General features: G+C 70.6%; 19 protein-coding genes, 1 tRNA gene and 1 pseudogene. 11 read left to right on the plus strand and 10 right to left on the minus strand.

What is annotated here, in order from left to right; translation table 11 throughout:
- Positions 1–15 precede the first annotated feature (15 nt).
- On the minus strand, positions 16–1,020 hold the full coding sequence (locus ACWDD7_RS25565; protein WP_351868524.1) for a Gfo/Idh/MocA family protein: 1,005 nt from the start codon (positions 1,018–1,020) through the stop codon (positions 16–18).
- A 14-nt stretch (positions 1,021–1,034) separates the two neighbouring features.
- A complete protein-coding gene (locus tag ACWDD7_RS25570; RefSeq protein ID WP_450459068.1) occupies positions 1,035–2,258 on the minus strand; it encodes a Gfo/Idh/MocA family protein in 1,224 nt (407 codons plus the stop codon).
- A 123-nt stretch (positions 2,259–2,381) separates the two neighbouring features.
- Between ACWDD7_RS25570 and ACWDD7_RS25575 the strand changes: the two genes are divergently transcribed.
- Positions 2,382–3,383, plus strand: a complete 1,002-nt coding sequence (locus ACWDD7_RS25575) for a LacI family DNA-binding transcriptional regulator (RefSeq protein WP_450459069.1) — start codon at positions 2,382–2,384, stop codon at positions 3,381–3,383.
- Here the strand turns inward: ACWDD7_RS25575 and ACWDD7_RS25580 are convergent.
- Positions 3,373–3,717, minus strand: a complete 345-nt coding sequence (locus ACWDD7_RS25580) for a cupin domain-containing protein (RefSeq protein WP_351868515.1) — start codon at positions 3,715–3,717, stop codon at positions 3,373–3,375. The genes ACWDD7_RS25575 and ACWDD7_RS25580 overlap by 11 nt on opposite strands.
- Before the next feature lie 130 nt (positions 3,718–3,847).
- Between ACWDD7_RS25580 and ACWDD7_RS25585 the strand changes: the two genes are divergently transcribed.
- Positions 3,848–4,384, plus strand: coding sequence for a hypothetical protein (locus tag ACWDD7_RS25585; protein WP_450459070.1), 537 nt, complete (start codon positions 3,848–3,850; stop codon positions 4,382–4,384).
- A gap of 84 nt (positions 4,385–4,468) precedes the next feature.
- A tRNA-Pro gene (locus tag ACWDD7_RS25590) sits at positions 4,469–4,542 on the plus strand.
- A gap of 300 nt (positions 4,543–4,842) precedes the next feature.
- Here ACWDD7_RS25590 and ACWDD7_RS25595 read toward each other — a convergent pair.
- The 6 genes and pseudogenes from ACWDD7_RS25595 to ACWDD7_RS25620 all read right to left on the minus strand — a co-directional run.
- Positions 4,843–5,106 (minus strand): annotated as a pseudogene (locus tag ACWDD7_RS25595) (tyrosine-type recombinase/integrase); the annotation flags it as partial.
- Between the two features lie 57 nt (positions 5,107–5,163).
- On the minus strand, positions 5,164–6,969 hold the full coding sequence (arsA, locus tag ACWDD7_RS25600; protein WP_450459071.1) for an arsenical pump-driving ATPase: 1,806 nt from the start codon (positions 6,967–6,969) through the stop codon (positions 5,164–5,166).
- Positions 6,970–6,971: 2 nt separating this feature from the next.
- Positions 6,972–7,349, minus strand: coding sequence for an arsenite efflux transporter metallochaperone ArsD (arsD, locus tag ACWDD7_RS25605; protein ID WP_450459072.1), 378 nt, complete (start codon positions 7,347–7,349; stop codon positions 6,972–6,974).
- Positions 7,350–7,449: 100 nt separating this feature from the next.
- On the minus strand, positions 7,450–7,773 hold the full coding sequence (trxA, locus tag ACWDD7_RS25610; RefSeq protein WP_450459073.1) for a thioredoxin: 324 nt from the start codon (positions 7,771–7,773) through the stop codon (positions 7,450–7,452).
- A 23-nt stretch (positions 7,774–7,796) separates the two neighbouring features.
- Positions 7,797–8,780 carry a thioredoxin-disulfide reductase gene (gene trxB / locus ACWDD7_RS25615; protein ID WP_450459074.1) on the minus strand — a complete coding sequence of 328 codons (984 nt, stop codon included), beginning with the start codon at positions 8,778–8,780 and terminating at the stop codon, positions 7,797–7,799.
- On the minus strand, positions 8,777–9,190 hold the full coding sequence (locus ACWDD7_RS25620; RefSeq protein WP_450459075.1) for an arsenate reductase ArsC: 414 nt from the start codon (positions 9,188–9,190) through the stop codon (positions 8,777–8,779). Before ACWDD7_RS25620 ends, trxB begins: the two co-directional genes overlap by 4 nt.
- 95 nt (positions 9,191–9,285) lie before the next feature.
- Here ACWDD7_RS25620 and ACWDD7_RS25625 point away from each other — a divergent pair, with 95 nt between their 5' ends.
- The 5 genes from ACWDD7_RS25625 (at position 9,286) to ACWDD7_RS25645 (ending at position 12,522) form a co-directional block, all read left to right on the plus strand.
- On the plus strand, positions 9,286–9,594 hold the full coding sequence (locus tag ACWDD7_RS25625) for an ArsR/SmtB family transcription factor (RefSeq protein ID WP_450459076.1): 309 nt from the start codon (positions 9,286–9,288) through the stop codon (positions 9,592–9,594).
- Positions 9,591–10,715: an ACR3 family arsenite efflux transporter gene (gene arsB / locus ACWDD7_RS25630; protein ID WP_450459077.1), complete on the plus strand. Its 1,125-nt coding sequence runs from the start codon at positions 9,591–9,593 to the stop codon at positions 10,713–10,715. The genes ACWDD7_RS25625 and arsB overlap by 4 nt, the downstream gene beginning before the upstream one ends.
- Positions 10,715–10,936 (plus strand): DUF2180 family protein, encoded by a 222-nt coding sequence (locus tag ACWDD7_RS25635; protein ID WP_450459079.1) that lies wholly within the window; start codon positions 10,715–10,717, stop codon positions 10,934–10,936. The genes arsB and ACWDD7_RS25635 overlap by 1 nt, the downstream gene beginning before the upstream one ends.
- Complete coding sequence (locus ACWDD7_RS25640; protein WP_450459080.1) at positions 10,933–11,994, plus strand: ArsO family NAD(P)H-dependent flavin-containing monooxygenase; 1,062 nt, start codon at positions 10,933–10,935, stop codon at positions 11,992–11,994. The genes ACWDD7_RS25635 and ACWDD7_RS25640 overlap by 4 nt, the downstream gene beginning before the upstream one ends.
- A gap of 183 nt (positions 11,995–12,177) precedes the next feature.
- Complete coding sequence (locus ACWDD7_RS25645) at positions 12,178–12,522, plus strand: ArsR/SmtB family transcription factor (RefSeq protein ID WP_450459082.1); 345 nt, start codon at positions 12,178–12,180, stop codon at positions 12,520–12,522.
- A gap of 21 nt (positions 12,523–12,543) precedes the next feature.
- Here the strand turns inward: ACWDD7_RS25645 and ACWDD7_RS25650 are convergent, their stop codons facing one another.
- Positions 12,544–12,909 (minus strand): ArsR/SmtB family transcription factor, encoded by a 366-nt coding sequence (locus ACWDD7_RS25650; RefSeq protein ID WP_450459083.1) that lies wholly within the window; start codon positions 12,907–12,909, stop codon positions 12,544–12,546.
- Positions 12,910–13,013: 104 nt separating this feature from the next.
- Here ACWDD7_RS25650 and ACWDD7_RS25655 point away from each other — a divergent pair, with 104 nt between their 5' ends.
- From ACWDD7_RS25655 to ACWDD7_RS25665, 3 genes are read left to right on the plus strand one after another with little or no spacing between them, the layout of a single operon-like run.
- Positions 13,014–14,420, plus strand: a complete 1,407-nt coding sequence (locus ACWDD7_RS25655; protein WP_450459085.1) for an FAD-dependent oxidoreductase — start codon at positions 13,014–13,016, stop codon at positions 14,418–14,420.
- A gap of 60 nt (positions 14,421–14,480) precedes the next feature.
- Positions 14,481–14,948, plus strand: a complete 468-nt coding sequence (locus ACWDD7_RS25660; protein WP_450459086.1) for an ArsI/CadI family heavy metal resistance metalloenzyme — start codon at positions 14,481–14,483, stop codon at positions 14,946–14,948.
- Positions 14,939–16,177, plus strand: a complete 1,239-nt coding sequence (locus ACWDD7_RS25665; RefSeq protein WP_450459088.1) for an MFS transporter — start codon at positions 14,939–14,941, stop codon at positions 16,175–16,177. The genes ACWDD7_RS25660 and ACWDD7_RS25665 overlap by 10 nt, the downstream gene beginning before the upstream one ends.
- The last annotated feature ends 629 nt before the right edge of the window (positions 16,178–16,806 follow it).

The following is a 16,806-nucleotide window of genomic DNA, read 5'->3' on the forward strand; positions in this document are numbered from 1 at the left end:
TACCGCCGTCGAGCGTCAGGCCTGCCGCACTTCCGCGATCGCCACCGGACGGTGTTCGGCGCGGGAGAGCGTGCAGGCCTCCGCGATCCAGCCCGCCTCCAGGGCGTCCTCGACGGTGCACGGGGACGGCCTGGTGCCGGCCACGACCTCGGTGAACGCGGCGAGTTCCGCGCGGTAGGCGTCGGCGAAGCGGTCCATGAAGAAGGCGTGCGGCGTCCCGGACGGAAAGGTGGCCCCGGGCTCGGCCGAGCGCAGCGGCAGCTTGTCGTCCAGGCCCACCGCGAGGGAGTCGGCGAAGCCGTGCAGGTCCATACGGACGTCGTAACCCCGGCCGTTGTGGCGGGAGTTGGAGACCACCGCGATGGTGCCGTCGTCCAGGGTGAGGACCGCGCCGGTGGTGTCGGCGTCACCCGCCTGTTCGATGTAGGCCGCGCCCCGGTTGCCGCCGACCGCGTACGCCTCGGTCACCTCGCGGCCCGTCACCCAGCGGATGATGTCGAAGTCGTGCACGGAGCAGTCCCGGAAGATGCCACCGGAGGCGGCGATGTACGCGGCCGGCGGCGGCGCCGGGTCCAGCGTCGTACAGCGCACGGTGTGCAGCGGGCCCAGCTCACCGGAGCGCACGGCGGCCCGCGCGGCGGCGAAGCCCGCGTCGAACCGGCGGTTGTAGCCGATCTGGATCGACACCCCGCTGCCGCGCACGGAGTCGCGCACGGCCACGCCCTCCGCCATGGTGCGGGCGACCGGTTTCTCGCAGAAGACCGGGACACCTGCCTCCACACCGGCCCGGATCAGCGCGGGATGCGCGTCCGTGGCCGCCGCGACCACCAGCGCGTCCACCCCGGCGGCCAGCAGCTCCTGCGGGGAGTCCGCGATCTGGGCCCCGAACCGCAGGGCCGCCGCCTCGGCGGCGTCCCGATACGGATCGGCGACCACGAGTGATTCGACGGCATCGAGGCCGGAGAGGGTCTCGGCGTGGAAGGCGCCGATGCGGCCGAGGCCGAGGATTCCGATGCGCATGGGTGGTGCCGCTCCTAACGGTTACGGGGGTCCGAGGCTTCCGAGGTTTCCGAAGGGATTCCGGACGAAGGGCCCGTAGAGCCCGCCCCCGGACGGACCCAGCCGCCGCGCGCCGCGGACTCGGCCATCGCGTCCAGGACGACCGCGCCGCGCACCGCGTCCGCGAGCGTCGCGCCGTACGGCATGTCCTCGGCGACGGAGCGCACGAACCGGTAGGCCTCGATGACCTTCAGATCGTCGTAGCCCATCGCGTTGGCCGCGCCCGGCTGGAACGCGGCGAACTCACCGGCGCCGGGACCGACATGGACCGTGCTCACCGGCTGGTCCTGGTAGGACGTGCCCCGGCTGACACCGAGTTCGTTCATCCGCCGGAAGTCCCAGAACACCGCGCCCCGGGTGCCGTGCACCTCGAAGCCATAGGCGTTCTGCTCGCCGACCGAGACCCGGCAGGCCTCCAGGACGCCCCGGGCGCCGGAGGCGAAGCGCAGCAGGCAGCCGACGTAGTCCTCGTTCTCGACCGGGCCGCGCTCGCCGCCCGGGGCGAGGGTGTGACCGGCGGTGGCACCGGTCGGGCGGGCGCGCTCGCGGACGAAGACGGCGGTGTCGGCGGTGAGCGCGGTGATGTCGCCGAGCAGGAAGCGGGCCAGGTCGGCGCCGTGCGAGGCCAGGTCGCCGAGCACCCCGCTGCCGCCGCGCTCGCGCTCGTAGCGCCAGGTCAGGGCGGAGTCCGGGTGGGCGGCGTAGTCGCTGAAGAGCCGGATGCGCGCATGGGTGACGGTGCCGATCCCGCCCGCCGCGATCAGGTCGCGGGCGGCCTCCACGGCGGGCGCGTTGCGGTAGTTGAAGCCGACCGCGCCCTGCACCCCGGCCTTCGCGACCGCGTCCGCGACCGCGCGGGCGTCCCCGGCGCTCAGGCCCACCGGTTTCTCGATCCAGAGGTGCTTGCCGGCCTCGGCCATGGCCACCCCGATCCGGCGGTGCAGGAAGTTCGGCGCGGTGACGCTGACCGCCCGCACCCGAGGATCGGCGGCCACCTCCCGCCAGTCGCGGGTCGCGGTGGCGAATCCGTACCGCTCGGCGGCCTCCTCGGCCAGGCCCGGCACCTCCTCGGCGACCGCGACCAGCCGCGGCCGCAGCGGGAGTCGGGGATAGTGGTGGGGGAGGCGGGCGTACGCCCGGGTGTGCACCCGGCCCATCCAGCCGAACCCGACGACGGCGACACCCAGCTCCTCCGCCATGACAGCCCCTCTCGGCCGCGCAGTTTGGACCGGTCCATCTCCCTGCCCCGCCACCTTTGTTCGGACATGGTGAGGCTGTCAACCCTTTGACAGCCCGATACACCCCATGGAACGGTCCATGCCATGAGACCGCCGACCATCCGTGACGTCGCCGAACGGGCCGGGGTGTCGAAATCGCTGGTCTCGCTGGTGCTACGGGACGCGGGGCCGGTGCGCCCCGAGAAGCGGGAGGCCGTGCTGCGGGCCGTGCGCGAGCTGGGCTACCGGCCCAACGCGGCCGCCCGCAGCCTCAGCGAACAGCGCACCCGCACGGTCGGAGTCCTCCTGGACGACCTGCGCAATCCCTGGTTCGTGGATCTGCTCGACGGCCTCAACCCACCGCTGCACGCGGCCGGGCTGCGCATGCTGCTCGCCGACGCCCGGCTGAACCGGCGCCTCGGCCACGACCTCGCCGAACCCTTCCTCGACCTGGGCGTCGACGGCCTGGTGGTGGTCGGCACGGTCCCGGACGCGGGCGCGCTCGGCGCGCTCGCCCACCGGATGCCGGTGGTGGTGGCGGGGGCGCGCGAACCGCAGCCGGACGGCGTGGACGTGATCGCCGGGGACGACGAGCGGGGCGCCCGGCTCGCCACGGAACACCTGCTCGGGCTCGGCCACCGCCGGATCGCGCACCTCGCGGGCCAGGGCGCCGTCGGCGAGTTGCGCCGGCGCGGCTTCGAGGCGGCCATGCGCGCCCGGGGCGCGGAGCCGCTGGTCGAGCCCGGTGACCTGACCGAGGAGGGCGGTTACCGGGGCACCGTGCGACTCCTCGGCCGTCCGGAGCGGCCCACGGCGCTGTTCGCCGTCAACGACATGGCGTCGGTCGGCGCGCTCTCGGCCGCGGCGGAGCTGGGCCTGAAGGTCCCGCGCGACCTGTCCGTCGTGGGCTACGACAACACGAGCATCTCCCGGCTCCGCCATGTCTGGCTGACCACGGTCGACACCGCCCCGCACGAGGTGGGCCGCCGCGCCGCCCAGTGTCTCCTGGACCGCTTGGCCCGGCCGGGGACGCCGGGGCGGCTGCATCTGGCGACGCCGACCCTGGAGATCCGGGGGACGACGACACCGGCGGGCCTCAGAGACTGATCGCGTACGCCTTGCGCAGCGTCTCGTGCACGGTCCACGTCGTACGGTCGCCCGCGCGCAGCACCGCCATGTCACCCGGGCCGACCCGCAGGGTCGGCCCGTCCTCGAAGTCGATCGTCGCCGAGCCGCTGACCACGACGAACAGCTCGTCGGCCTCGGTGTCGGTGACCACGCCCGGGGTGATCTGCCAGATGCCGCGGATCTGCCTGCCGTCCGCCGACTCCCAGACCACCTTTCCGGTGACCTCGGGGTTCCCGGAGACGATCTGCTCGGGTTCGAGGGGCTCGGGTTCGAGCTCGGCGTCGGGGATGTGGAGCGCGAAGCTGTGCGTCATGGGCCGACCCTAACGGGGGCCGGTCCACCGCCGCCGTCGACAGAGTGTGGGGCATCGGGCCTGGTCGGCGGACACTTCGTCGGGCCGCGCGGACTGGCGGGGGCACGCGGCTGGGGTGATCGTGGGAGACATGGCCGACTCGACCGCGGCGGACCCCGACGGGCATCCTGTGGGCAGGCCGCCCCCCGGCGGGCACAGCACCCGGGAAGCGCTCCTGTTCGGCGGCGTCTACGGCGCCGTCCTCGCCAGCTCGATGGTCGCCGCCCTCACCCGGTACAGCGCCAGCACCCCCGCGAGCCGCCGCTACGACGCCCTGTGGCTGGTGGTGACCGCCCTCGCCTCCGCCCTGGCCCACGGCTACGCCCACTACATCGCCGAGCGCGCCCCGCACCGCCGCTGGGACGGTCTGCGCGCCCTGCGCAACGAGTGGCCGCTGGTCACGGCCGTACTGCCGACGGTCTTCCTGCTCGCGGGCTCGGGCTGGGGATGGTGGCCGGCGAAGGGCGTCGAATACCCCGCCTTCACCCTGAACATCCTCATCCTCTTCACCCTCGGCCTGATCACCGCCCGCCAGGCGGCCCGCGCCTGGCCCGCCGCCGTCCTCATGGGCCTCGGCGACGCCCTCCTCGGCCTGGTCGTGGTCGTGGCCAACGCCCTCATCAAGTGACCCCACCCCCGGCGTCCCCGGGCACCCGCGTACATACGGTAGGGTTGACCTGCGTGATCACGCGGAACACCGTGTGAGTCGCGACGGGACGTGGCGCAGCTTGGTAGCGCACTTGACTGGGGGTCAAGGGGTCGCAGGTTCAAATCCTGTCGTCCCGACTTTGCTTTGCGCAGGTCGGAGGCCGTTCTCTCGTGAGTGGGAGGGCGGCCTTTCGTGTGTTCGGGGGTGTGGTGGTCGCAGTGTGGTCGCACGCCCGTGCTGTGGCTGGTTCGCGGCGGCGCTGAAGGCGGCCAGGCGGGGGAGCGGAGCCGTCGGACGGTTTCGCGGCGGCGTGGGTGGTGGTCGCGCGGTGGCCGCGGCCACGTCGGCTGGTCCGTCCGGTGGCTGGTCTTCTCGGCTCGGGTGAGTGTGTGGTCGATGGTTTCGACGGCCTGGCGGGCGGCCTGCGGGGTGAGGTGGCTGTAGGGGTTCGCGGTCGTTGACAGGGTGGAGTGTCGCAGGGTCTTGGAGACGACGGTGAGCGGGACGCCGGCGGTGATCGTGACGGTGGCGGCCAGGTGCCGCAGGTCGTGCACGGTGATCTGAGGGACGTCGGCTTCCTCGGAGAGCCGGTGGAGCCGGTCGAGTACCAGGTGCGGTCCGAGCGGGCGGCCGTCGGGCTGGCAGAAGACCAGTTCGCTGGAAGCGACTGTGCTGCCAGAAGGTCCGTCAGGGGCGGAGATGAACTATCGGCGTCGTGGCCGACCTGGGCCAGGTCGGCCACGAGGACCTTGATGTGTCTACCGTGTGCCGGGTGCTGCCAGGGCGGCCAGTTGCTCGGCGCCGACCGGTGCGTCGGCGGTGCATGGCAGGACGGCGACGCGTCCGGCGTGCTGTTCGGCTACTTCTGCGATGTACCGCTGTTCGTTGGCGGCTTTGGCCACCAGGAGCGGGTCGCGTGGGTCGGAGGAGGCAAGGCTCTGGTTGATCACCCAGGCGTAGGGCTTGATGCCGGCCCGGTGCAGGTCCTCCTGGAGCGCGGCTGCCTCATGAACCGGCGTCGCCTCCGGGAGCGTCACCAGCAGTACGCGGGTGTAGTCGGGATCGGTGAGCCGGTCGAGCAGCGCGAGGGTTTCCGCCGGAGGCGCCTGGTCACCCCGTTGCTTTTCCAGTTGGCGCTGGTAGCTACGGGAGGCGTCGAGCAGCAGCAGGGTGTGACCGGTGGGGGCCGTATCGACGATGACGATGCGGTCGGCAGCCAGGGCGACGGTGCGGGCGAACGCTTGGAAGACCGCGATCTCTTCGGTGCACGGAGAGCGCAGGTCCTCCAGGAGCAGGCGGCGCCCGTCCTCGTCAAGGCTCGCTCCCGCCTCGGCGAGCACGGTTTCGGTGTAGGCCGCGGTCTCCGTCACCGGGTCGATCCGGGTGACCGCCAGGTTGTCCGTACCGGCCCCCACGACCGCCTCGACGTGGGCGGCAGGGTCGGTGGTGGTCAGCGTCACCGGCCTGCCGCGGCGGGCCAGTTCGACGGCCAGGGCCGAGGCGACGGTGGTCTTGCCGACGCCGCCCTTGCCCATGGTCATCACGAGGCCCTGACCGCTGCGTTCGACCTCGTCGGCGATCTCGGCCAGGCTCGTGCTCCCCGGGATGGAGATCTCGCGGCAGGACGGCGCCGCGGGTGCGGGCGCCTCCTGCGGGCTGAGCATGGCGCGCAGGCCGGCCACGCCGACCGGCAGTGAGGGCAGCAACGGTACGTGGTCGGCTTCGGTGAGCCGTGCCAGGTTGGCGGGCAGGTTGTGCAGAACGGCTTCGGTGCGGCGCTGCCACGCCACCGCGAGGGGGTCGTCCTGACGCGTCGCGCGGAACACCCCGTTGACGATGAGGTGTTGCCGCACGATTCCCATGTCGCGCAGTTCGACGGAGGCCCGTTCGGCTTCTGCGACCGGGCCGGCGTCCGGCCGGGTCACCAACGCCACGGTGGTCTGCTCGGCGTCGGCCAGCGTCTTCATGGCCTGCTCGTATCGCTCCTGCTGGGCGCCGAGTTCGGCGAGCGGTCCGATGCAGGAGGCTCCCTGGGGGTTGGTGACCAGGTACTGGGACCAGGCACTGGGCAGGCTGAGCAGCCGCAGGGTGTGTCCGGTCGGGGCGGTGTCGAAGACGATGTGGTCGTACCGACCGGTGGCCTGCTCGTCGGTCAGCAGCGTGACGAATTCGTTGAAGGCAGCGATCTCCACGGTGCAGGCACCGGAGAGTTGTTCCTCGATCTGGCTGATCGCCACGGCCGGCAGAATGTCCCGGTAGGGGCCGACCACCTTCTCCCGGTACTGCGCGGCGGCAGCGGCCGGGTCGATGTTCACCACCTCAAGTCCCGGCACACCGGGAACGCGCACGGGGGAGCGTCCGGCGGTGATGTTCAGGACCTCGTCGAGGTTGGAGGCGGGGTCGGTGCTCACCAGCAGCACCGCGCGTCCCTCATCGGCCAGGGCGATGGCGGTGGCCGAGGCGGTGGTGGTCTTGCCCACTCCGCCCATGCCGGTGAAGAACACGTGGCGTGTCGCCGAGCTGAGCAGGCCGCCCAGGGATCGGTCGGTGGCGGTCGTGGGCAAGGTCAGCACCCTTCCGGGCCGCAGCCGCAGGCGTCGTCGGCCGGCTCCGCGGCCAGTGGAAGGGAGGGGCGTTCGGTCCGGGCACCGGTCCAGTCAGCCAGTTCCAGGCGGGTCGGGTAGCGTCCGGAGCAGCGCAGGGTGCCGTCCACCACGATGGCGGGGAGGGCGTCCTCGCCCTTCTCCTGGATCAGCGCGGTGATCTCGCTGTGCGCGGCGAACTGACCGGGCTCGGTGGCCAGGCCGAAGCGGGCCACCTCGACGCCGGCTTTGCTGAGCCATTCGACATCGGCGGAGAATTGCGTCAGCGCGGGGTCGACGGAGGGTCCGCAGACACCGGTGGGGCAGCACATGGCGGGGTCGTACACGTGAACAGTGGACATGAGGGTTCCTCTTCTTGGTTCGTTTCGTACTAAAGGATCAAGGACTGGACGCCGGGCGCCCCGGCAGAGCGGAAGCCCTGCCGGGAAGTGACGGTGGTGATCAGCCGATGAAGTCACCGAGGTCGCGTTCCAGTGCGGCCTTCGGCTTCGCGCCGACGATGGTCTTGGCGACCTCGCCGCCCTGGTAGACATTCATCGTGGGGATGGACATGACGCCGTACTTGGCGGCGGTGGCCGGGTTCTCGTCGATGTTGAGTTTGACGATTTCGATCTTGTCGCCGTGTTCGGCCGCGATCGCCTCCAGGGAGGGAGCGAGCTGGCGGCACGGGCCGCACCAACTGGCCCAGAAGTCGACGAGTACGGGCTTGCCGCTCTTGAGGACTTCCTCGTCGAAGCTGTCGTCGGTGACTCTCTTGAGCGCCATGGCGGCCTCCTGATACAGGTGGTTCAGACGGTGGCCGGGGCCTTGACCGGCTCCGCGGTGTTCTCGGCGTCGGCGAGCGCGGCGAGATAGCGCTCCGCGTCCAGGGCGGCCGCGCAACCGGATCCGGCAGCGGTGACGGCCTGACGATAGGTGTGGTCGACGACATCCCCGGCGCCGAAGACGCCCGAGATGTTTGTGCGGGTGGAGGGGGACTGGACCTTGAGGTATCCCTCGTCGTCCAGGTCCAGCTGGCCCTTGAACAGTTCGGTGCGCGGGTCGTGGCCGATCGCGATGAACAGTCCGGTGGCGTCGATGTCGCGCGTGGCGCCGGTGAAGGTGTCGCGCAGGGTCAGGCCGGAGAGCATGCCTCCTCCGTCCTTGATCTCGGCGATCTCGCTGTCGAACGCGAAGGAGATCTTGTCGTCGGCGAACGCGCGGTTCTGCATCACCTGCGAGGCCCGCAGGGCGGAGCGGCGGTGGACGACGGTGACCGACTTCGCGAACCGGGTCAGGAAGGTCGCCTCTTCCATCGCGGTGTCGCCACCGCCGACCACGACGATGTCGCGGTCGTGGAAGAAGAACCCGTCGCAGGTCGCGCACCAGGACACACCCCGCCCGGACAGCTCGTCCTCGTTGGGCAGGCCGAGCTTGCGGTAACCGGACCCGGTCGCAATGATCACGGCCTTGGCCCGGTGGACGGTGCCGGCGCTGTCGGTGACGGTCTTGATGTCTCCGGTGAGATCGACTTCGACGATGTCGTCGTCGATCATCTCGGCGCCGAAGCGCTCAGCCTGGGCCCGCATGTCCTCCATGAGCTGCGGACCCTGGACACCGTCGGGGAAGCCGGGAAAGTTCTCGACCTCGGTCGTCGTCGTCAGGGAACCCCCGACGAAGATCGCACCGCCGAAGACCAGGGGATTGAGGTCGGCGCGGGCTGTGTACAGCGCGGCGGTGTAGCCGGCCGGACCGGAACCTATGACGATGACGTTGCGGATGTCGGCGCTCATGCCGTCTTCTCCGGGGCGATCTCGGCGATCAGGCCCTCGACCATCGTCTTGATCTCGTCGCGGATCGGGCGTACGGCCTCGACACCCTGGCCCGCCGGGTCGTCGAGCTTCCAGTCCAGGTAGCGCTTGCCGGGGAAGACGGGGCAGGTGTCGCCGCAGCCCATCGTGATGCAGACATCCGACTCGCGGACCGCGGCCACAGTGAGGATCTTCGGGGCCTCGGCCGAGATGTCGATGCCGACTTCAGCCATGGCCTCGACCGCGGCCGGGTTCACGGCATCGCCGGGGTCCGATCCCGCCGAGCGGACCTCGACGCGGTCCCCGGCCAGGTGGGTCAGCCAGGCGGCGGCCATCTGGGAGCGACCGGCGTTGTGGACGCAGACGAACAGGACGGACGGCTTGTCGGCCATAGTGATCGTTCTCTCTCGTCGCATGGCGGAACCCAACCGCCAATAACTTCAGCCCCCACTGGTATCAGCGGGCGATGATGTGAGAGTATCAGTACATGCTGACTTCAGTCGATCCTGATGTGATCCGGGTGCTGGGCGACCCGCTCCGCCTGAAAATCGTGACCCTGCTGGCGCGCGAGACGCTCTGCACCACGCACCTGGTCGAGGAGACCGGAGCCAAGCAGACCAACCTGTCCAACCACATGAAGGTGCTGCGCGAGGCCGGGCTGGTGGAGACCGAGCCGTGCGGCCGCTTCATCTACTACAAGCTCAAGCCCGAGGTCCTGGCCGGCCTGTCCGCGCAGTTCGCTGAACTGGCCGCCTCCGCCCGTAGCGCCGCCGAGAACAAGAGGGCCTGTCCGTGACCCCCACCGAACCCACCACTGCCTCCACCCGGGACGCCGACCCGGGCGGGGACGACTCGATCGTCAAGAAGCTCTCCACCCTCGACCGCTACCTCGCGGTGTGGATCCTCATCGCCATGGCCGTCGGCCTGGGCCTGGGCCGCCTCGTCCCGGGCATGAACGACGCGCTCGCGAAGATCGAGATCGGCGGGATCTCCCTGCCGATCGCGCTCGGCCTGCTGGTCATGATGTACCCGGTCCTCGCCAAGGTCCGCTACGACAAGCTCGACACCGTCACCGGCGACCGCAAGCTGATGGTGTCCTCGCTGGTCATCAACTGGATCGTCGGCCCGGCAGTCATGTTCGCCCTGGCCTGGATCTTCCTGCCCGACCTGCCCGAGTACCGCACCGGCCTGATCATCGTCGGCCTGGCCCGCTGCATCGCCATGGTCATCATCTGGAACGACCTCGCCTGCGGCGACCGTGAGGCCGCGGCCGTCCTGGTCGCCCTGAACTCGGTGTTCCAGGTGCTCGCTTTCGGCCTGCTGGGCTGGTTCTACCTCGACCTGCTGCCGCGCTGGATGAACCTCGGCGACGGCCAGGGCCTGGACGTTTCCGTGTGGCACATCGCGCTGAACGTCATCATCTTCCTGGGCGTCCCGCTGCTGGCAGGCTTCCTCACCCGCCGCATCGGCGAGCAGAAGGCGGGTCGCGCCGACTACGAAGCGAAGTTCCTGCCGAAGATCGGCCCCTGGGCCCTGTACGGGCTGCTGTTCACGATCGTGATCCTGTTCGCCCTGCAGGGGAAGACGATCACCTCGCAGCCGCTGGACGTGGTCCGGATCGCGCTGCCGCTGCTGGTCTACTTCGCGGTCATGTTCTTCGGCACCTTCCTGCTCGGCAAGGGCCTGGGCCTTGCCTACGACCGCACCGCGACCCTCGCCTTCACCGCGGCGGGCAACAACTTCGAGCTGGCCATCGCGGTCGCCATCGCCACCTTCGGCGTCACCTCCGGTCAGGCCCTGTCCGGCGTCGTGGGACCGCTCATCGAAGTCCCGGTCCTGATCGGACTCGTGTACGTCGCCCTGGCCTGGCGCAAGAAGTTCATGCCCGCGCTCATCACCCGGGGAAGGGACAGCTGATGCACCGCCTCGACTGCCGCACCGCAGGAACGAACAGCTCCACCATCGGCGTCTGCCAGGGCTGCGGAGCCGGAGTCTGCGCGGCGCACGCCCGCATCACGTCCCGGAGCGTGCGTCGGGGCAGCCCGCTCGGTACCCCCGATCAGGCGCAAGCACGGACAGTGCTGTGCCCGGTGTGTGCCGCAGCCGAGGCACCGGCCGCAGCTGCTCCGGCCCTGTGACCGAGGCGGCGGACGTCGTGGTGATCGGCGGCGGGCAGGCAGGGCTCGCCGCCGGGTACCACCTGCGCCGCAAGAACCTGGAATTCGCCATCCTCGACGCACAGAGCACGCCCGGCGGAGCCTGGCAGCACACCTGGGACTCCCTGCACCTGTTCTCCCCGGCCACGTTCTCCTCACTGCCCGGCCGCATCATGCCCGCCCAACCCGGTCGGGAATACCCGGACGCCGGGCACGTGGTGGAATACCTGACCGACTACGAACAGCGCTACAGCCTGCCCGTCCACCGCCCGGTCCGCGTCCGGTCGGTACACCGAGACGGCGAACGCCTGCGGGTGGAGACGGACACCGGCAGATGGTCGGCACGGGTGGTCGTCTCCTCGACCGGCACCTGGTGGCGCCCCTTCCTGCCCGCCGTCGCCGGCCAGGAAGTATTCACCGGCCGCCAGATCCACACCACCGGCTACCGGCGCCCGTCCGACTTCGCCGGACAGCGAGTGGTCGTGGTCGGCGGCGGGAACTCCGGCGCACAGATCGCCGCCGACCTCGCCACCCACGACGGCATCGACCTGACCTGGGTCACCCAGCGCCCGCCCCGCTTCCTCGCCGACGACATCGACGGCCGCGCCCTGTTCGACGCCGCCACCGCCCGCCGCCGCGCCCTGGACGAAGGCCGCACCGACACCGGCGGCGTCGCCTCGCTCGGGGATATCGTCGCCGTCCCCCCGGTCCGCGAGGCGCGGGACTCCGGGCTGCTGAAGGCTCAGCCGATGTTCGAACGGCTCCTCGCCGACGGCATCCGATGGAACGACGGAACGTCCACCCGCGCAGACGCGGTGATCTGGTGCACCGGCTTCCGTCCCGCCCTCTCCCACCTCACCCCGCTGGGCCTGCGTGGGGTCCGCGGCCACATCGCCACCGACGGCACCCGCGCACTCGATGAACCACGCCTGCACCTGCTCGGCTACGGCGACTGGACCGGACCCGCCTCCGCCACCCTCATCGGCGTGGGCCGCCCCGCCCGTGAGGCAGCCCGACAGATCACCGAGCTGCTGACCTGAGCGCCTGCGGCAGGCATGGAGGCGTGCGGTCGAGGTCGTAGCCGTGAATGTCATTGCCGTGAATGCTGGGGCGTCGTCCAAGCCCTCCGGGCGTTCGGTGGAGACGACAGGCGCTCGCGACGGCCTTCCACCACTTCTGGTCCCGGTTCACCCGGCCGCCGCGGTTCGCAATCGCCTCAGGACGTGCTGGGCATCCCGGCCGATGCCTCGCAGGGTTTTGGAAGAGAAGCTGCGCTGGAACTCCATCCCGACGAACCCCAGCCCCGGCACCACGGTGGACGTACCGCTGCGATGCAGCAGTTCACCGGAGGCATCGAGCTGACAGTCGGTGAGATCGCGGAGCGATGCGCACTGAAGCCGTCGACCGCCTCGGAGCATCTGAGCCTGCTGCGCCGCGGCGGCCTGGTGGTCTCCCGCAAGGAGGGTAAGCAGGTCTTCTACCGGGCCGACGGCGCCACCATGGCGAAGCGTATCTCCGCACTCCAGGCGTACCTGGCGCACTGCTGCCCGCCCGACTGCACCGGCTGACCGGTCGGCGCGGGCCGTTGGTCAGGAGCGCAGGTCGAGCATGGCGGACATAGTCGCCACGACGGACGGGGCGACCTGGTAATAGACCCAGGTCCCGCGCCGCTCGGAGGTCAGCAGGCCGGCCTCGCGCAACTTCTTCAGGTGGTGGGAGACGGTCGGCTGCGAGACGCCGACATCGGAGATGTCGCACACGCACGCCTCGCCGCCCGGATGCGAGGCGACCTTGGAAAACAGGCGCAACCGCACCGGGTCCGACAGCGCCTTGAACATCAGGGCCATTTTCTCCGCGTCATCCTGCGACAGTTCCCCGGCGGTGATCGGCGGACAGCACGGCACCACGCTACCCACGTCCAGGACCGGCAGCTCCACAACCTCTGGCTTCGACATATGTCTATGTTGACATCGATCGATACCAAGTGGCAAGCTCCAGACATCGACGCTAATCGAAACAGCGGCCAAGCTGGTCGCCCACCTCGGAGGACATCACCCTCATGACCACCACTGCAGACCTGCCCGTCGTTGTGATCGGGGGAGGGCCGGTCGGCCTGGCCGCCGCCGCCCACCTGGTCGAGCGCGGCATCGAGCCTCTGGTTCTGGAAGCCGGCGGCGCCGCCGGCGCGACGGTGCGCGAGTGGTCGCATGTGCGGCTGTTCTCCACCTGGGGCGAGATCGTCGACCCGGCAGCCGAGAAGCTTCTGGCACCGACCGGCTGGACCAAGCCGGACGAGGCCGTCTACCCGTCCGGCGGCGACTGGGCCGAGCTCTACCTCCAGCCCCTCGCCGACGTCCTCGGCGACCGTGTCCGCACCAGCGCCCGGGTGACCGGTGTCTCCCGGGTCGGCCGCGACCGCATCGTCGACGCAGACCGCGAGACCCAGCCCTTCGTCGTCCACGTGACCTACGCCGACGGCCGCGAGGAGCGACTCTTCGCCCGCGCCGTGATCGACGCCTCCGGCACCTGGACCACCCCCAGCCCGGCCGGTGCCAGCGGCCTGCCGGCCCTCGGCGAGCGTGCGGCGGCCGATCGCGTTACCTACCGTGTCCCCGACCTCAAGGACCCGGCCGTCCGCGCCCGCTACGCGGGCAAGCGCACCGCCGTCATCGGCACCGGCGCCTCCGCGTTCACCGCGCTCGCCTACCTCGCCGACCTCGCCAAGTCCGACGACGGCACCGACACGCACGCGGTGTGGATCCTGCGCCGCGGCATCTCCGGATCCACCTTCGGTGGCGGCACGTCCGACCAGCTGCCCGCCCGTGGTGCTCTCGGTCTCGCGGCCAAGGCCGCCGTCGATGACGGTTACGCGGACGCGGTCACCGGCTTCCGTACGGAGGCGATCGAGCGCGACGGCGACGGCCGCCTGGTCCTGGTCGCCGAGGACGGACGCCGTCTGGACCCGGTCGACGAGGTCATCGTGCTGACCGGCTTCCGCCCCGACCTGTCCTTCCTCTCCGAGATCCGCCTCGGCCTCGACGAGCGCCTCCAGGCCCCTATCGCGCTGGCCTCGCTGATCGACCCCAACCAGCACTCCTGCGGCACCGTCTACCCGCACGGCCACCGCGAGCTCGCCCACCCCGAACAGGGCATCTACCTGGTCGGCATGAAGTCCTACGGCCGCGCCCCGACCTTCCTCGCGAGGACCGGCTATGAGCAGGTCCGCTCCGTCGTCGCCGCCATCGCCGGTGACCTGGAATCCGCCGACCGCGTCGAACTCATCCTTCCCGAAACCGGAGTGTGCGGCGGCGCCGGCCTCTTCGACGCCCCCGAGGCCGACCAGACGTCCAGCGGCTGCTGCTCCGTTCCAGCACCCGCTGTCGTAGAGCTCGGCGCCGTCGGTGCCTCGGTGCCCGTCGCAGTCGATGAAGAAGCGTCGTCGACCGGCGGCTGCTGCGGAGCCTGAACCCCCAGCGCCCCGGCCCTGACGGCCGGGGCGCTTTCACCCTGCGTCAGGAGGATCGTCATGTCCCGAGTGCAGCTCGCCCTGCGCGTCCCCGACCTTCCCGCCTCGATCGACTTCTACAGCAAGCTCTTCGGCACCGAGCCGGCCAAACTGCGAGACGGCTACGCCAACTTCGCCATCGCCGACCCCCCGCTGAAACTCGTCCTCATCCAGGGCGCGCCGGACGCGGACACACGCATGGACCACCTCGGCGTCGAAGTCGACACCACGGAAGCCGTCCGTGCCGCCACCGCCTGCCTCGCGGACCAGGGCCTGGCGACCGACGTCGAGAACAACACCACCTGCTGCTACGCCCTCCAGGACAAGGTCTGGGTCCACGGCCCCGGCCAGGAACCGTGGGAGGTGTATGTCGTCAAGGCCGACGCCGACACGATGGCCAAGCAGGAGGACAGCACCTGCTGCTCGACCCCTCCCGCCGCCGAAACAGGCCCCGCCATGCCGGGCGAGACCGGTGGCTGCTGCCCGTGACCCAGCTCGCCCGCAGGGCCGCGACCGGAACAAAGGGCCGGTCGCGGCCCGGCGCAGCACTCCCGGCCCTGTGCATCACCCAGATCACCAGCTGGGGAATCGTCTACTACGCCTTCCCGGTGCTGAACCCGCAGATCACCGCCGCGACCGGATGGCCGACGAGCCTGACGACCGCGGCCTTCTCCCTCGGCCTCGTCATCTCCGCACTCGCCGGTATCCGCGTCGGCCGGATCCTCGACCACCGTGGACCCCGCAGCGTCATGACGACCGGCTCCGTCCTCGGCACCGCCAGCCTGCTGACCGTCGCCCTGGCACCCAGCCTGCCCGTCTTCTTCCTGGGATGGGCCACAGCCGGACTCGCCATGGCCTCGACGTTCTACCAGCCCGCTTTCGCCGCACTCACCCGCTGGCAGGCCCCCGACCACGTTCGGCCCTTGACGATCGTCACCCTCGCCGGTGGCCTCGCCTCCACCGTTTTCGCCCCGCTGACCGCACTCCTCGCCGACCATCTGTCCTGGCGAGGCGCCTACCTCGCACTGGCCGCGGTACTCGCCGTCATCACGATCCCCGCCCACGCCCTGGCACTGCGGGCACCCTGGCCGCAGGCCGTAGACCAGAGACGTGCCGACGCAGGCGCCGGCGCAGTCGCGGGAAGCCGGCCGTTCTGGACGCTCGCCGCCGCCTTCGCCCTCTCCGCATTCGCCATGTACGCCGTCGTCATCGCCCTCGTACCCCTGCTCCTGGAACGCGGCTACACCACAGCGCAGGCAGCTTGGGCCCTCGGTCTCGGCGGCGCGGGACAGACTCTCGGCCGCACCCTGTACGCCGGGCTCGCCCGCCGCACCAGTGTGGCAGCCCGCACGACCGCACTGATCGCGCTCGGCGGCCTCACCACCACCGCCTTCGCCCTCGTACCCGGCCCCTATGCCCTGATCGTCACCGTCGCCATCGGAGCCGGCATGATCCGCGGCAACCTCACCCTCCTTCAGGCCACCGCCATCACCGACCGCTGGGGCACCACCCACTACGGACGCCTCTCGGGAATCCTCGCCGCCCCAGCGACCATCGCCTCCGCCATCGCCCCGTTCGCCGGCGCCGTCCTCGCCCTGCCTCTCGGCGGCTACACCCACCTCTTCCTCCTTCTCGCTGCCACCTCCCTGCTCGCCGCACTCACCGCACCCTGGACAAACCCCCGCAGCACCAGCCACCACGCGACCCGCCCCAACTGAGGTCCACCCCACACTGAAACCGCTTGCGACACAGCTTCTTGACAGGTGGCGACGTGGGCTGGGCGCCTCGTCCGCAACCCCTCAGATCGCCGAAAACCCAGTACGACAGGTACTTCGAACTGGTCGACCAGCAGCACCGACAGGGCCCTGCACCGCCACGAGTCAGCCGGTCCTCCGTGACAGCCACGCGAAGGGCATGGCTGCCACCCCGCCCGACAGCTGTCCGCCCCCTGGGTGTCAGCCCGGCGGATTTGGGGACCAGTTGGGGACCACACGGTGTGCGCGATGGTGAACGGCATGACCTTCCACGCACAACTCACGCCCAGATTAAGTCGATTATGTCCTGAAAATTCCCTTGACCCTCACTCCTGGGGTCAAGGGGTCGCAGGTTCAAATCCTGTCGTCCCGACTTGTGAAGTCGCAGGTCGAGGGCTGGTTTCGATGGTGATCGAAACCAGCCCTCGACTGTTTTTCGGCGACCGGGGACCGACGACCGGCGAGGACGGTCCGCGTCCTCGCCGGTCGCCTCTCCGGTCAGTCGTCGCTGGGGGTGGCGGGGAGTTTGGACTGGATGAGGTCCATGACGCCGGAGTCGGTGAGGGTGGTGACGTCGCCGAGTTGGCGGTTTT

This window comes from Streptomyces sp. NPDC001056 (assembly GCF_053598955.1).

Excerpts from the sequence above, each read along its gene's own strand:
- ACWDD7_RS25585 (WP_450459070.1), top strand. The coding sequence starts at position 3,848 with ATGGCCGACTCGACCGCGGCGGACCCCGACGGGCATCCTGTGGGCAGG.
- ACWDD7_RS25580 (WP_351868515.1), bottom strand. The coding sequence starts at position 3,717 with ATGACGCACAGCTTCGCGCTCCACATCCCCGACGCCGAGCTCGAACCC.
- ACWDD7_RS25565 (WP_351868524.1), bottom strand. The coding sequence starts at position 1,020 with ATGCGCATCGGAATCCTCGGCCTCGGCCGCATCGGCGCCTTCCACGCC.
- arsD (WP_450459072.1), bottom strand. The coding sequence starts at position 7,349 with ATGTCCACTGTTCACGTGTACGACCCCGCCATGTGCTGCCCCACCGGT.
- trxA (WP_450459073.1), bottom strand. The coding sequence starts at position 7,773 with ATGGCGCTCAAGAGAGTCACCGACGACAGCTTCGACGAGGAAGTCCTC.
- ACWDD7_RS25635 (WP_450459079.1), top strand. The coding sequence starts at position 10,715 with ATGCACCGCCTCGACTGCCGCACCGCAGGAACGAACAGCTCCACCATC.
- ACWDD7_RS25625 (WP_450459076.1), top strand. The coding sequence starts at position 9,286 with ATGCTGACTTCAGTCGATCCTGATGTGATCCGGGTGCTGGGCGACCCG.
- ACWDD7_RS25620 (WP_450459075.1), bottom strand. The coding sequence starts at position 9,190 with ATGGCCGACAAGCCGTCCGTCCTGTTCGTCTGCGTCCACAACGCCGGT.
- ACWDD7_RS25575 (WP_450459069.1), top strand. The coding sequence starts at position 2,382 with ATGAGACCGCCGACCATCCGTGACGTCGCCGAACGGGCCGGGGTGTCG.
- ACWDD7_RS25650 (WP_450459083.1), bottom strand. The coding sequence starts at position 12,909 with ATGTCGAAGCCAGAGGTTGTGGAGCTGCCGGTCCTGGACGTGGGTAGC.
- ACWDD7_RS25655 (WP_450459085.1), top strand. The coding sequence starts at position 13,014 with ATGACCACCACTGCAGACCTGCCCGTCGTTGTGATCGGGGGAGGGCCG.
- ACWDD7_RS25570 (WP_450459068.1), bottom strand. The coding sequence starts at position 2,258 with ATGGCGGAGGAGCTGGGTGTCGCCGTCGTCGGGTTCGGCTGGATGGGC.
- trxB (WP_450459074.1), bottom strand. The coding sequence starts at position 8,780 with ATGAGCGCCGACATCCGCAACGTCATCGTCATAGGTTCCGGTCCGGCC.
- ACWDD7_RS25660 (WP_450459086.1), top strand. The coding sequence starts at position 14,481 with ATGTCCCGAGTGCAGCTCGCCCTGCGCGTCCCCGACCTTCCCGCCTCG.